Origin of the sequence: Nannocystis exedens (assembly GCF_002343915.1) — a bacterium.
GTDB classification, from domain to species: domain Bacteria; phylum Myxococcota_A; class Polyangia; order Nannocystales; family Nannocystaceae; genus Nannocystis; species Nannocystis exedens.
On sequence record NZ_NETK01000002.1, the window covers coordinates 86,708 to 100,161 of the forward strand.

At 69.2% G+C, this 13,454-nt stretch carries 15 protein-coding genes; 12 read left to right on the top strand and 3 right to left on the bottom strand.

All coding sequences use genetic code 11. The features are described 5' to 3' along the window. Window positions 1–57: 57 nt before the first annotated feature. Window positions 58–1,122, bottom strand: coding sequence for a tetratricopeptide repeat protein (locus tag NAEX_RS44360; protein ID WP_143825758.1), 1,065 nt, complete (start codon window positions 1,120–1,122; stop codon window positions 58–60). Between the two features lie 317 nt (window positions 1,123–1,439). On the opposite strand from NAEX_RS44360, the gene NAEX_RS51715 reads away from it, so the two are divergent. The 12 genes from NAEX_RS51715 to NAEX_RS49170 all read left to right on the top strand — a co-directional run bounded on the left by NAEX_RS51715 (window position 1,440) and on the right by NAEX_RS49170 (window position 12,191). After that, window positions 1,440–1,607 carry a hypothetical protein gene (locus NAEX_RS51715; protein WP_170136558.1) on the top strand — a complete coding sequence of 56 codons (168 nt, stop codon included), beginning with the start codon at window positions 1,440–1,442 and terminating at the stop codon, window positions 1,605–1,607. 540 nt (window positions 1,608–2,147) lie between these two features. Continuing rightward, the gene (locus NAEX_RS44365) at window positions 2,148–2,903 is read left to right on the top strand and encodes a hypothetical protein (protein WP_096333982.1); all 756 of its coding nucleotides are present in this window, start codon (window positions 2,148–2,150) and stop codon (window positions 2,901–2,903) included. Next, window positions 2,903–3,994, top strand: coding sequence for a site-specific integrase (locus NAEX_RS44370; protein ID WP_096333983.1), 1,092 nt, complete (start codon window positions 2,903–2,905; stop codon window positions 3,992–3,994). Before NAEX_RS44365 ends, NAEX_RS44370 begins: the two co-directional genes overlap by 1 nt. Then, a complete protein-coding gene (locus NAEX_RS44375) occupies window positions 3,991–4,368 on the top strand; it encodes a hypothetical protein (RefSeq protein ID WP_096333984.1) in 378 nt (125 codons plus the stop codon). Before NAEX_RS44370 ends, NAEX_RS44375 begins: the two co-directional genes overlap by 4 nt. Further along, window positions 4,361–5,284: a protein phosphatase 2C domain-containing protein gene (locus NAEX_RS44380; RefSeq protein WP_096333985.1), complete on the top strand. Its 924-nt coding sequence runs from the start codon at window positions 4,361–4,363 to the stop codon at window positions 5,282–5,284. Before NAEX_RS44375 ends, NAEX_RS44380 begins: the two co-directional genes overlap by 8 nt. Before the next feature lie 326 nt (window positions 5,285–5,610). Beyond that, window positions 5,611–6,300, top strand: coding sequence for a methyltransferase (locus NAEX_RS44385; RefSeq protein ID WP_096333986.1), 690 nt, complete (start codon window positions 5,611–5,613; stop codon window positions 6,298–6,300). Next, window positions 6,293–7,726: a hypothetical protein gene (locus NAEX_RS49160; protein WP_143825760.1), complete on the top strand. Its 1,434-nt coding sequence runs from the start codon at window positions 6,293–6,295 to the stop codon at window positions 7,724–7,726. The genes NAEX_RS44385 and NAEX_RS49160 overlap by 8 nt, the downstream gene beginning before the upstream one ends. Then, window positions 7,692–9,749, top strand: coding sequence for a ParB/RepB/Spo0J family partition protein (locus NAEX_RS44395; RefSeq protein ID WP_143825761.1), 2,058 nt, complete (start codon window positions 7,692–7,694; stop codon window positions 9,747–9,749). Before NAEX_RS49160 ends, NAEX_RS44395 begins: the two co-directional genes overlap by 35 nt. Before the next feature lie 33 nt (window positions 9,750–9,782). Further along, entirely contained in the window at window positions 9,783–10,133 is a 351-nt protein-coding gene (locus NAEX_RS44400; protein WP_096333989.1) for a hypothetical protein, read from the top strand. A 233-nt stretch (window positions 10,134–10,366) separates the two neighbouring features. Further along, window positions 10,367–11,008: a hypothetical protein gene (locus NAEX_RS44405; RefSeq protein WP_143825762.1), complete on the top strand. Its 642-nt coding sequence runs from the start codon at window positions 10,367–10,369 to the stop codon at window positions 11,006–11,008. Window positions 11,009–11,308: 300 nt separating this feature from the next. After that, a complete protein-coding gene (locus NAEX_RS52590; RefSeq protein WP_211302627.1) occupies window positions 11,309–11,764 on the top strand; it encodes a hypothetical protein in 456 nt (151 codons plus the stop codon). Window positions 11,765–11,816: 52 nt separating this feature from the next. Beyond that, window positions 11,817–12,191: a hypothetical protein gene (locus tag NAEX_RS49170; RefSeq protein ID WP_211302628.1), complete on the top strand. Its 375-nt coding sequence runs from the start codon at window positions 11,817–11,819 to the stop codon at window positions 12,189–12,191. Between the two features lie 294 nt (window positions 12,192–12,485). Here the strand turns inward: NAEX_RS49170 and NAEX_RS44415 are convergent, their stop codons facing one another. Together NAEX_RS44415 and NAEX_RS51725 are read right to left on the bottom strand one after the other, a co-directional pair. Beyond that, entirely contained in the window at window positions 12,486–13,169 is a 684-nt protein-coding gene (locus tag NAEX_RS44415) for a recombinase family protein (protein ID WP_143825765.1), read from the bottom strand. Beyond that, window positions 13,166–13,429, bottom strand: a complete 264-nt coding sequence (locus NAEX_RS51725) for a hypothetical protein (protein WP_170136559.1) — start codon at window positions 13,427–13,429, stop codon at window positions 13,166–13,168. Before NAEX_RS51725 ends, NAEX_RS44415 begins: the two co-directional genes overlap by 4 nt. Window positions 13,430–13,454: the final 25 nt, after the last annotated feature.

Sequence of the window (13,454 nt, forward strand, 5' to 3'; positions counted from 1 at the left end):
CTCGAAGCGACAGGCCCTATCGAGCATGCCGTTCGAAACATGCTCGTTCAGCCAGCCTCAGCCGGCGCTGCGGCGCAGGCGGGCGAGCTGGGAGCTGGCGTCGCGGGCGTAGCGGCCGGTCGGGGCCAGCTTCAGGTAGGTCTCGTAGGCGACCACGGCGCCGGCGTCGTCCTTGCCGTTCTGGCGCAGCACGCCGAGGGTGAGCCAGCAGTCGGCGAGGTTGGGGTCGACGGCGACGCACCGGTCGGCGGTGATCCGCGACTCGGTGATCTTGCCCTGCTCGAGCTGGACCTGGGCCGTCAGCAGCAGGACCTCGGGGTGGTCGGGCGCCTGCTGCGACAGCTCGGTGAGCGCCGCCGAGGCGACCTTGAGCTTGCCGTCCTTGTAGGCGTCCTTGGCCTTGGTGAGCCGCTCGGTGAACGCGGCGTCGGTCGGCGCGGGCGGCGGGGGCTTGGGCGCCTCGGCGAGCTTGGTCTCGGGCGGCGGCTCGGCCTTGACCTCGGGGGCCTTGGCCTCGGGCGGCGGCTCTTGCTTGGTGTCGGCGGCCGCCGGATCGGTCGGGGCTTCGTCGCCGCCGAACAGCGGGCCGCGCATCGCGTAGAGGGCGATCGCGACGACCACCGCGGCGGCGGCTCCGATCAGCGGCCACGGCGGGGGCGGGGGCGGGGCCGGCGTGGCGAACAGGTCGTCGTCGCCGCCGCTGTCGCTCATCGGCTCGGCGGCGCCGAGGAACGCCTGCATGAATTCGTCGGCGGGCCGGGCCTGGAACGACGGCGGCGGCTCGCTCGGCGGCGCGGGGATCGGCGCGGAGGCGATCGGCTGCGGCGGCGGCGGCGGGGGCGGCAGCAGCGGCTGCGGCGGCGCGGCGTGCACCGACGAGAGCGCGGGCAACACGTCGAGGTCGAGATCGCCGCCCAGCGGCGCGAACTCGCCGGGGCGCGCCGGCGCGGCGCCGAAGTCGGGCCGGCGCTCGGGCTCGGGCTGGGCGACCGTGCCGGCGCGCGGCTCGACGGACAGCGGCGGGATGCCGCCGCGCAGGGTCGTCGAGAACACGCTGTCGGTCGCCAGGCTGGCCGGCGGCGGCTCGCTGACGGGCGCCGCGGGGGCTGTCCCCTGGAACATGTGCGATAGGCCAGACGGGGGCGCAGGCTGCGAAAGCTGGCCGAAGTCGCCGAGCGGGCGCTCGCCCTCGCCGCGCGAGGAGGACAGGCTGGCGAACCCCGCGCTCGCGGACGAGACCGGCGCGGCGGCGGCCGCGGACTCGGGTCGCCGCGACGGATCCAACCATTCACCGCAGTATCGGCACTTGACGGCGACTTCCTGGATCTGCTCCCCACAGAACGGGCAAGGTTTCACCTTGCGGAGATACCTCAAACCTCATCCCTGGCCAAGTAGGCCACCTCCAGACCTCTTTCGGCCCTCCGCGCCTTGCGCCGGCCATGCACCAGGATTTCTGCCGTGCGGTCGTGATGGCCGCTCGGGAGCAGGCCGCCAGCCTGGAGCTGCGGGCTCTGCCGCCGGAGATCTGCTTCGCCGTCGGCTATGCCGCCAACGAACGGCCACTGGCATGTGAGTTCACCACCGTTCGGGGGGAGGGGGAGCAATGAGCCGCCCCATTTCCCCCCTCCGAACTGCCCGTCTCGAACAGTGGGAGCGCCTGAGAGAGTGGGCTGCTGCGCTGGAGGCTTCGAGCGCTGGCCAGGGATGGCGACACGCTGACGGGTTCTTCCGAGCGCTGGTCGCCAGCACGACTGCCGCGGGGCCCCAGCTTCGCTCGCTCGCCGCCTCATTGTGGTCGCTGACTTGCTACCTCGGGGCCCGACACGGGTTCATCGACTGCCCGCCGCTCCAGGGATGCGGCCTCTGCTCCGCATGCTGCCGAAATCGCGCGAAGGTCGCTGCGGCCGACCTCGATCGCCAGCCGGGTGGGGCGCGTGACACGGCCCGACGCCTGCGCCGCGAACCCCTGATCAGCTCCTGGGAGCTTTGCGAGTCCTGCCAGGGCGACCGTCAGTGCCCTGGGCCGTGCCTGCTCGAGGAAACCCAAGAGACGCATCAGGTGTGGCGCTGCCAGACCTGCCTGCTTCGCCACACCCGCCCGAGGCCGAACGCAACGGTTGCTCGCGAGTCGGAGGGAGGTGCGAGCGATGCAAGCTAGTGATGCCGTCCTCTTCCAGAGCGCGCGCACGGCCGCGATGTTCGCGAGCGCCGCAGAGGCGCTGCTCAAATTCAGCCCCCGAGTCGCGCATTCCGAACGTCGCGGCCCGCTCGGGCCGGTGCGCATGCTCGTACGCCTCGGCCTTGGCCGTAAGGGTCCGCAGGATCCTGTCCACGCGCTGGAGGTCTACCGCGCCGCGACAGACGTTTTCGGCGAGTGCCCCACCTGCTGCGCCTGGCCCGGGGCCGACCATGGCGCACCTGGTGATGGTCGCGTTCCCCGTTGTGCACGCGGCCTGTTTCTGGGCCCGTGGTGCGGCGTCGAGCTGGCAGCGGTCGCGCAGGCGCAGCTTGCGTTCGGTGATGTCGCGGACCTTGCGGTTGCAGAGAAGCTGACGAGCTCGCGACTGCTCTCCCATGTTGAGAGCCTGCAGAGGTTCGCGGCGCTGCCGCGGACCAGGTTCGATTTCGTCGTGCGCCCTGGCCCGGATTTCCTCTCGGCGCACCCGCTAGCGCTCTGCCCCAGGTGCGCAGGTGCGCCATGGCGCGTGACGGCGGACCGATTGACGTGTGCCTTGTGCAATGGGTTTCCGGTCGATGACCCGGACCTCGCTGTGCGGCTTCTCGACGAGGTCGAGCCCGACATGCTCGCGCTCGCGGGCAACGGTTGCGAGGTTCGCTTTCGTGACCGCGTACCCCAACCGCAGTTGGCCCAACCGCAGTTGGACGAAGGGGAGCTCGCATAATGCTTGCGCAGAATTTCCTCACTCCATCGCGTGCCAGCGAAGAGGGCGGCGTGTCTGCGAACGACTCCGTCTATCCTCTTCTCCCTTCACCCCTCGACAGCCGCACCCTCGCGTGGTGCTGCCCTTCGGAGCCAACGCTCGGAGAGGCGTGGCTTGCCTACCTGCAAGAGTGCTGGAGGCGGGTCAAGCACGGCGACTTGGCGTATGAGACGGTGCGCCGCTACGCGGATCTGCGCTCCCGCTTGGAGGAATTGGGCGCGCGTCCCATCCACGAGTTGCGGAGCAGCGAGGCCAACTCTTGGCACGCGCGTCTCAGTGAGACTGTCGGGGCGCGCACGCGTCGCCCCACTCGACGAACAGCCGATCTGTGCCGCGACCTGTTGAAACAGGTCTGCGACTTCGCCGAGCTACAGGACTGGCGCCCCCCCAAGAGCAATCCCGTCTCCGTCGTTCCGCGGAATGGGATGAAGCCGCGGGAGCTGCGCTTCGAGCTGGAGGAATGCCGTCGGATCCTGGCGGCGGTTGACGTAGTCGAGCGCCGCCGTCTGCGCCGCAAGTACCGCTCGCCGCTCCGACAGGGCGCGCGTACCTCGGCCACGCAGCTCATCCGGGTGATGTTCCTTTGGGGACGCCGGCCACGAGAGCTGAGGCTGCTCCGGTGGGAACAGCTCGTCGGTCTCGACGGCCCCAAGCCCATCGCCCGCCGGATCGCGGTCAAGCGGGGCATCCGCTCGATCGCTGTCCCCGAGCCGGTGGCGAACATCCTCCTGCAGCAACACGAGCAGGTCGGGGGACTCAGTCAGCTGGTGTTTCCGAGCGGCGTAGGTACGCCACTCACCACGCTCTGGCACACGTGGCACGAGGTGCTGACGATCGCTGAGGTGCCGGAGGTGCCCTTGTACGGGCTGCGCCACAACGTGGCCTCGCACCTCATCGAAGAGGGCTTCACGACTAAAGAAGCCGCCGTCGTTCTCGGCAACACGGAGGGGGTGGTCAGACGGCACTACGACCATGCCCTCGTCTCCCCGCTCGAAGTCGAGGTGCAGCGCAAGGCTGGCGAGGTCATGGCGCGGATCGGAGGGCTGGGATGAGCCTTCCAACACTCGTCATCGCTGACCTCGAGGTCGCCCTCATCAACTCCCGTCGTCGTGTCGAGGAGTGCGAGCAGTCGCTCGAACGGGCGAGGGTCGATCGAATGACCTGCGAGCTCGCGCTCGTCGAGCTGGCAGCGACCGAGCTGGAGCTGCAACAGTTGCATGAGATCGACGGCGCGCTGGGCTCGGCACTCGAGCGCATCCGTGCTGAGCGCCCTCAGCTCCGTCGGCGTCTTGAGCAGCTGGAGCTTGGCGTCCGAGCGAGAGAGGCAACGCTCCATGAGCTGAAGGCGCAGGTGTGGCAGCTCGGCAACACGCTCGAGACTCGACGTCCAAAAGTCCCGCCGCAGGAGGAGGGCCTCCATGGTTGATCCCATGCTGTCCTCGGACCTGCGGCGCACCCCTCCGCGCGCGCCCCATGCTCCGCCGCCCTCGTCATGGGCACTGAACATGGAGCGTGCGTTTCTGGTCGGCTCCCTGGTCGACGCCGGTGAGCGACATCTGCGACGCCGACAAGGCGGCCAGGATCACGCGCTCGCGCTCCGTCTGCCGAGCGCGGTTGTGCTGGCCGTGGCCGACGGTGCTGGTGTCGTCGACGGCGCAGTGAGCCGAACCGAGGTCGGGGCTGGGCTCGTCGTGGAGCTGGCTGCTCGGGCTGCGGCCGACGCCGCTGCTCGCGGAATGGGCCCCGGCGATGCTCGGCATCACGTGGCCGGTATCCTGGTGCGACACCTGTTGCCGCTCTGGGTGATGCTTGGCGAGGGCGCTGCAGGTCTTCTCCACTGCACCCTCATGCTGGCCGTCAGCACGCCCAGTTGGACGTCCATCTGGAGCGTTGGTGACGGCGCGTGGGGTGCCACCGGAAGTCTCGCTCACGGCTTCGCCTCGCCGGCGACGATCGCCACCGTGGCGTGCTACGGGGCTCAGTGGCACGCGCACGGCCGCGAGCGCAGGGCGCGACTGAGGACCAGCGTCGCACTCCTGTGCCGCCGCGGTGATCCCGATGAAGTCGCCGCCGGCCTCCAGCCGGTGCTCGAGGCTGAAGGCCCCACGCTACGACTCTACGTCGCGAGCGATGGCCTTGAGGATGAGCCCCGCCTCGACGCGTGGCTGCGCGTCGCGACCTGGCAAGGTGACGAGCTCGCCGCTTCGCTCGATCGTCCCGCTGGCTCTGATGACCTCGCCCTCGCCTGGGCCCACGAGCGCTGGCCTGGCAGCGCTGGCCTGGCAGCGGACGCGCAACCGTTGCCGACCGGCAACCTGCAGCCTCCGGAGGCGCGTCGGTGAGCGGCTTGGGGAACGCCGCCCAGCCCGTGGGGGGCCGCTGGCGTGACGGCGGGGAGAGACCCGCTCCTTGGACTTCTTTCTACCGACCTCGCAAAGCAGGTCGTCGGCGCGAGGGAGCGCCGGGAGCGGTGATGCGTCGTGGACGATCTGACGTGGCGCCAGCGCTGCGCGCTCGTGAAACTTTATCGCCGGGAGTACTGGCCAATCGGCCGTCTCCTGCGGGGCCTCAAAGCGCGGGGCCTCATCGAGCAGGACGCGCCTGTCCGCCTCACGGAAACGGGCCGGACCCTCGCGCGTCTGATCCTAAAGAGTGCCGGCAGTGGGAGGTGTACCTGACCTCTGGACCTGTCGCCGAGCAGGGGCTGCTCGGCGCGCGCGAGCTCTACGGGATCGAGGCTCAGCGCATCGCAGATCTCGGTACGGGTGCCGGAGTGTTCGGCCAGCGTGCAAAGCACGTATGGCCAGCGGCTGGTCGCTTTGGCTTCGAGATCCGGAGCGCCGAGCACTTCGCCGCCAGGCACTACGACGCTGGCTTCCACGTCGGCAACTATTTCGCCCAAGATGCGCGCCGTGAGCTGAGGCGCTGGCGGCCCGATCTGATCGTCTCCAATCCGCCCTACACGCGGGCCAGGGACACGCTCGCCCTAAGCCTCGAAGAGGTCAGCCCACGCGGCCACGTGCTTCTGCTCCTGCGCTCGACCTTCGGCGGTAGCGAGGACGACGACGAGCAGCTCCGGCGCACGCCGCCCCTGGACGAGTGGTCCATTCCAGGGCGGCTGCGCCTGAAGCGAGGTACGGGGCGCACAGGCCGGCCGCTCGGCGGCGACTTCGTTGGCCATATTTTCATGCTCTTTCGGGCTGGCCGGCAGGGCCGTCCGACGCCGGTGTGGCAGCGTCGCTTGCTCCCTCCGCTTCCCTCCGCGTGGCTGGGCTGGACGGTCCGCCCGGGGGACGAGCACGAGGTTGAGCCGCTGCCGCGCGAGTTCTGGCCGCGCAAGGAGGTTGGTCGTGGCTGAAGCCGACTGGGCGCTGTTCGGCGCCACAAACCGCGAGGGAAGGAAGCTCAGCAGCACCGCTCGGTTGCTGCTCGTTTGGCTGTGGACGCTCGTCGACGACGTCGAGGTCGTCAAGGCGTACCGCAAGACCCGCGGCCAGCCGGTAAGACGAGCGCCACGAGTCGCGCTTGCACGCCTCAACCGCGACACCGCCACGCTCCTCGGCTTCGAGCTTGAGACGCTCCGTCGCGCTCTCGATCGGGACCTGGTCGAAGCGGGCTGGGTGCAGCGCGTCGGACAACACCAGCTCGCCCTGTTGGACAAGGAACACCGCGACGCGTTTTTGGCTGCCAAGTACCCTTTCCCGCCCGCTGTCAAGCGCGAGTTGGGAGCAGATCCCGGACAACCATCCGGAGCAGATCCCGGACCACGATCCGCAGATCCCGGACAACGATCCGGGATCTTGCGGACGACGATCCGGCAGATCCCGGACAACGATCCGCCGCATCCTTTAAGGGTCCCAATTGGGTCCCAATTAGGTCCCGAGTGTGGGTCCCACGCGCGCGCACCCGCATGCGACGCCACCCCTGATTTTTTTTCCGTCGCCGGAGAGATCGTCTCGGCGGCAGCGCCGCCCGTTGGCGCCGCGGCGATCCCAGCCACTCGTCGCGGGCTGCGCCACCTCGTCGCGCTGCTCGAAGACGGCGAGCCGCGCGACCGACTCGAGGCGGTGCTGGCGGCCGCGCCGGCGATCTGCGAGGCGAAGCCGCAGGCGCTCGAGTTCTACGGGCCAGAGATGTTCGTCGGCGAACGGTGGACGCGGTGGTGCAACCATCACGCGCAGCTGGTGGCGCTTCGTTCGGCCAAGTCGGGGTCGCGCCAATCGCCAGGTGCCGCCCCCGACAAGCCCTCGAGCGACGATGAGGCGCGGGAAGTGGCGGCGCTGCTTGACCGCGTCGAACACCCACGAGAGCCGAACGCGTTCGAACGGGACAACCCGGGGTTGCAACTGCCGCACTTCCGCGCGTTGCTGTTCGCCCCCGCCGAGTCGCGTCGCGTCGTTGCCGAGCTCGTCGCCCGCACGGCGGCTGAGAACCGGTCACTACGACTCGACGAGCTGAAGGCGGCGCTTGCGTCTGTCGCTCCATGCGACAAGCCGGCCTCTCGGCGTCACTCGGACGTCGACCAGGCCGAACGCGAGGAGGAGCAAGAGTTGCTCGCGCGAGCCGCTGAGCATCGCAGGCGCGCGCAGCAGATTCAGGCGCTCGACGAGGTCGCGAGTCGCGACCGCGCCCAGGCGGTGGTGCTGTTCCGGTCGCTGCTGGCTCGCGGCGACCTCACGGACGACGAAACCAGGCTCATCGAGCAGCGCCTCGCGCAGCTCGTGCGGCCGCAACACGACGAGGCTTCACATGAGCAACCGACGACGACAGATGAGCATCGATGACGTGCTCGGAGGGCAATCGATGAAGGCCGAGAAGACGACGAGGACGGCGAAGAAGGCACCCACGAACGCGGCGAGGCGGCCAGCGGCACCCGTTGCGAAGAGCGCCGACAAGACGCGCGGCGCCAAGGCGGGCGGCAAAGCCAAGCAACAAGAGCCTGCCGAGCAACCTGGCGACCGGGCTTGGGCCTACGCGGCAGCGGCGGCGTGCGACCTGGTGGTCCGTGACCTGGAGTGGCAGCGGTCTTCCAAGCCGCGGACCGTCCCGCGGTGGGAGGACGCCCCGCCCGTCGCGCACGTGCTCGTCCTGGTGGCGCGGGAGGGCACGTCGGTGCTGGAGCGGATCCACGAGCAGGCACAGCTCAAGTGCCCGACGGACTGGCAAGGCTGGGCGGCGGAGCGGGCGGCCCTCTTCGAGCGAGCCGGCGTCTCGGCCGACTTCCGGAAGTTGACGGACCGTTCCGTGATCCAGGTCAGCCCGCATCACATCGACCTTGCAACCGACCCCAAGCATCCGATGTTCGACCGACGGGCGAAGTTGCCGCCGGACCGCGGTATGGCCGAGTCAATCATGGCCCTTGGTGAAGTGGTCGAGGTCATGCAGGTCACGCCGCATGAGGACGACGACGGCATCACGCGCCTGTACTCGGGCAGCGGCAGCCGCCGCACACAGGCGACACGCCTCGCGAACCGGCTTCTGCTCACGCGATGGTACGATGCGGTCCGGTTCACGAGCGATGAGCGCCGAAAGCAGGTCACCCCGCCATTCCTGATTCGAGCCGTCCACGCGATGGTGCGCCTGGAGGGCAAGGCGAGGACGGCAGCGGCCGTGGTGGCCAACCAGATGCGACTCAGCGAGGACATCATCCGCGAGGCGGACGGTGTCGAGCAGCTGCTCGCCGCCGGCTACCAGTTGAACGAACTGCCCGAGCGGCTCGGCAAGAGCCTTCGCACGATCACGAACCTTCACAGCTTGAACAAGCTCGCGCCCTCCCTGCGTGACGAGGTCTCCGAAGGGAAGATGCCGGCGGCCGTGGCGTACAAGCTCGCCGGCATCACCTCGAAGAAGCAGCAGCTCGACGCGGCGAAGGCAACCGTTGCGTACAAGTCGGGGGCGGCACGGTGCGCGGCGATCGATGCCTACCTCGCGGGCGGACCGCTGCCCGAGCTCGGCGCCAAGGTCAAGGCGTTGCCGAGCAGGACGATCCAGGCGGCTGCGGAGCGGCTGGGGCGTGCTTCGCTGAGCGCGGAGCATCAGGGCCTCGCGCTGCTCGTGCAGGCGCTCGCCGGCGACGACGAGGCGATGGCGCAGCTGCCCGAACCGATTCGGGCCGCGTTCGTCGACCCGGCGAAGGCAGCGCGCGAGCGCAAACGCTGGCAGGAAGAGGGCTTCGATCTGGTCGCACAGGAGGCATGGTCGAGCGCGTGCCCGGAGGTAACCCCGCAGCAGGTGAAACGATTGCAGGCTGCGGGTGCATTGCCGGAGCACCTCGCGCTCGCGCCGACGCTCGAGCTGCTCCACCAAGACGAAGTCGAGGACCGCTCTTGGGGACTTCCCGAGGACCGGATCACGCTGGGGAGCCTCCTGACCGACTATGTGATCGACGAGCGTCAGGTCGCTGCCGACGCGGGGCGCACCGGCAGGCGCGTGAGCACATACGCTGAACTCGAGAGCATCGGTTGGGAGCAAGCGGGCTTCGACAAGGACGCTGCGGCCGCATGGCAGGCTGCGACGCGAACGCCGACGCGCTCTGCGGGGATCAGCGCTGACCACGCCGCCACGGGAAGAGACGCCGGCATCACGCCCGAGATGCTCCAGCTGCCACCGAGCGCGAACCTCGTGCGCACGGTGGTCGACGACTGGGACTTCGAAGAAGACGAGCGGCTCAGCTTGGGCCTGTTCGTGATGGAGGCCGGCCTGCAGTGGGATGACGTGCTCGAGGACGCCAAGGTCGAAGGGCCGCGGGTCGCGACCGGTAGTGAGGCGCAGGCCCTGTTGGAGGCCGAGGCCGCGGCTGCGGAGTAGCAACGACAGAACGACGAACGAAGGAGAAGCAAAGTGCAGAGAGCAGAACTGGACGAAGGAACCGCGCGCCTCGAGGCGCAGCTGCGAGCCAACCCCAACGCGCACGCGTACTGCCTGCTTGCGGCGGTGCTGCAGGCACTCGCCAACATGGCGGCGAGCGTCGCCACGACGACGAGGATCCGAGCCAACGTGCAAGCGCTCCTCGTCTCGCTGGTGACGGCCATGACGAGCGTCGCGGAGCGCCAGAAGGGATGGTCGGGAGAGGTCGCGCACGTCGCCGAGAAGCTGGCGCACTTCATCACAAGCACGCCCGAGGACATGCAACGGATCCTGCAGACCTACCACGCCAAGATCGTCGAGGCGGCGCACCTGGGGGGTGAGTGATGGCTCGCGTCGACCAACGCAAGCGTGGGGGCCCCCAGGTGCAACTTTCAGCGCCGGCGACAGGTACGCCAGGCCGTGAGCTCGGCCGAGAGGAGGTCGAACCCATCCGCGAGCCCTCCACCGCCACAAGCTCGGTGGTCGCCTCGCTTCGCCATGCGCAACAGTTGCTCTTGGGCGAGACCGCGAAGCTCGCCGAGGCACGCAGTTGGGCCGCCGGGACGGGGGACTCACGCGTGCTTATCACGCAGATCAACAACGAGGCCGCTCGCTGTCGAGAGTCGTTCCGCCACCTCAAGGCACTCGAGCTCCAACTGGCCGGCGACTTCCAGCCGGAGCACCCCAACGAAGCCCTGGCCCTTCCATCACCGTTCGCACGCGTTCACGCGATGGGTCACCGAGAGTTTGTCGGGCCCATCACCAGCTTGGGCCGGCTCTACCGCGTCGAGCACCACGAGCTGTGTGAGGCCGGCGGGGACTGGCAACTCCGTGTCACGACCCATGACATCCAGGCCGTCCATTCGATCGAGTATCTGACCCCCGAGCGGTGGGCAGCGGAGCTGGCGGATCTCGAGGAGCAAGCCCGCCGCAGGACCGACCGGCGGCGCTTGTTCGCCTCAAGGGCCGCTGGAGAGGACGACACCCTTGACCACGGCGAGGACGACGTCCTCGACGCACGTGGCGAGGACGACGTGTGCAATCACGGACAGCCACACCAGGGCGAGGACTGCGTCGCGTGCGGCGACGAAGCCGAGATGAGCCGGCAGCTCGAAACGCTCGGAGACGACCGCACTGACGGTTCTGAGCAGCATGCAGGGGAAGATGACGACAGGACGGGCGAGTCGTCTCTGACGCCCCCCGAAGCGGAGGAACCGTGACGCAACGTTGGGCGAGATGTACGGGGTTCGACGCCAGCGCTCCCTCTCGGGAGTTCACGGACGAACTGTCGGCGCCCGTGCCGTCGCCCAACGAACTACGCCGCCGGGAGTTCGCGCGGTTTCTCAAGGAGGAGCCACTACAGGACGTCGTCGCTGTGAAACTTCGAGGGGAGGACTTCGCCGCGAGCGGCGAACTCGTGTGCAAGAGGCTCACCCTGACGCTCGCGTGTGGACACGAACAACTAGCCTCGTGCGTCCCCGGCAAGGCACCGCCGACAACGGGGCGCTGTCCTCGCTGCTATGCCGCACGAATTTCCAAGCGGGCGCGGCAAGTCCCGTTGCTGGGGGAGTAGGACCTCGACGAGGACCTGGCCGACGACGACGACGACGAGCTCGACGAGGACCTGGCCGACGACGACGAACGAGGACCTGGAGGAGCTCGACGAGGACCTGGCCGACGACGACGAGCTCGACGTGGCCGACGACGAGCTCGACGAGGACCTGGCCGACGACGACGACGAGCTCGACGAGGACCTGGCCGACGACGAGGAGCTCGGCGACGAGGTCGACGTCGCCCTGAGTGTCGTCCACTGTTCATGCTCCGACCGGAGGGGGACGGCTAGATGGTCGAAATTGTTGACAAAAATCAGGTTTCTTGGCGATGAGGGTCTTCCAAACCCCATGGCAGCGGATGCTGGCGAGTCGTCGCCGCGTAACTCAGACGGCGACCGTTTTTGGCTCGCTGGCGGCGCTTGACCGCAGCGACTCGCTTGCACAACCCGTCCTCCGTTTACCGGGCGGCGACAACGTGGTCGTCGTCGACAAGGGCGGCAGCTTCGTCCTGCTACACCGAGGCAGGCGGCTTGTCGATCGCCACCTCAACCCCCTCGAGGTCGAGGCGATCATTGATGACTGGCGAGGGTCGTGGCGTGTCGAGGCCAACGGCGCCAGCGGGCAGGTCTCTAACTGCCTGACCCCGGACGAAGCGGCGGCCGACATCGTCGCAGGAGGCAACAGTTGCGAGGGCAACTGGGTGAGCGTCAGCGTTCGTCGTAGACAATGGGCCTGGCGGTTCGCGGTTCATTGCGAGCGTCTGGACGTCACGCTGCTGTCACGGCCCGTCATTGAGCAGCCGCGCGACCCGAACGGCGCGCCTACTTGTGACAGGTCTTGTCGATGCTGATGCAGGTGTTGCCGCAAGGCTTGCCTTTGCGACAGATGGGTGCGGAGGGCGAGGCCGGCGTCGGCGAAGTCAGCGTCAGCTGATGTCCCAAGCTCGGCTGGGCCTCGGGCCTCGCGGGGCTCGGTTGGGCCTTGGGCTCCGCCGTGCCCGTCGGCCCCTCAAAGCCCCAGGCGTTGACCTCGCGCGGCGGCTCGGCACGAGGACACTTAACGCAAGCGAGGATGAAGAGCAGGACCCCAAGCCAGAATGCGACTTGCCGCACCCCTGCATCATCCTGCGCCGGACACAGGCGCGTCAACCAGCGCCGTCAGCGAGGAGCCGCGCGAGCGTCGACACGTGCCAGGCGGTGCCGCGCGGGCGATGCCCCTCGACGCGCAGCCGGATGCTGACCTCACGGAGGCTCATTTGCTGGGCACGGAGCTCCTGCGCGCGCGCTAGTGCGGCGAGCTCGGCCGGGTCGTCAACGAGGCGGCCCCGAACGATCCGCTTGCCGTACGGGGCTGTTCCACCGGCGGCCTCGCCCCGTGCCAGCTTGGCGCGGAGCGCCGCACGGGTCCGCTCGCGGATGACACCGGCCTCGAACTCGGCGACCGCGTCGACCAGCTGGCGCATGAGCACCGCCTCTGGCGAGTCGCCCGGCGGGGGACCGTCGACGACCACCAGCTCGGCGCCCGCGCGGCGCACGAGCAAGCCAAGCTGGGCAGCAAGGGCGACGTCGCGGGCGAACCGGTCGCGTCGAAGGGCGACGAGCCGGCCCGCCCGGTGCTGGCGCAGCGCCGCGAGCGCCCGCGTCAGACCGGGCCGCCTGTCGAGCCGGCTTCGACCGGACGCGACGTCGCGCTCGATGACCACCAGCTCGGCGCCCTCGCGCTCGGCCCATGCACGGAGTGCCGCTTCCTGCGCCTCCGGGCTAAGCCGCTGCTCGCTTGTCGACGTGCGGATGTAGCCGACGGCGACGCCAGCGTTCCCGCGTCTCACAGGACCTCGACGCGGCCGGCCAGCAGCCGCTGATGTTGCTCGAGCAACTGCTGGTGCTCGTCGAGGCGCCGCTCGTGCGCGTCGAGGCGCTGGTCCTGACCCGCGTCGCTGGCCGCGCCCGCCCGGACGGCGGCCGTCAGCTCCTGCAGCCGCTCGTCCAAAGGGCGCGTCACGGTCCGAGCGAGCTGTGTCGGCGACCGCCACAGCATGATCGCGACGACGACGAGCGCGCCGCAGAAAAGGAGCCCGATCGCGCCCAAGAGGATGAGCAAGCGGAGCTCCGAG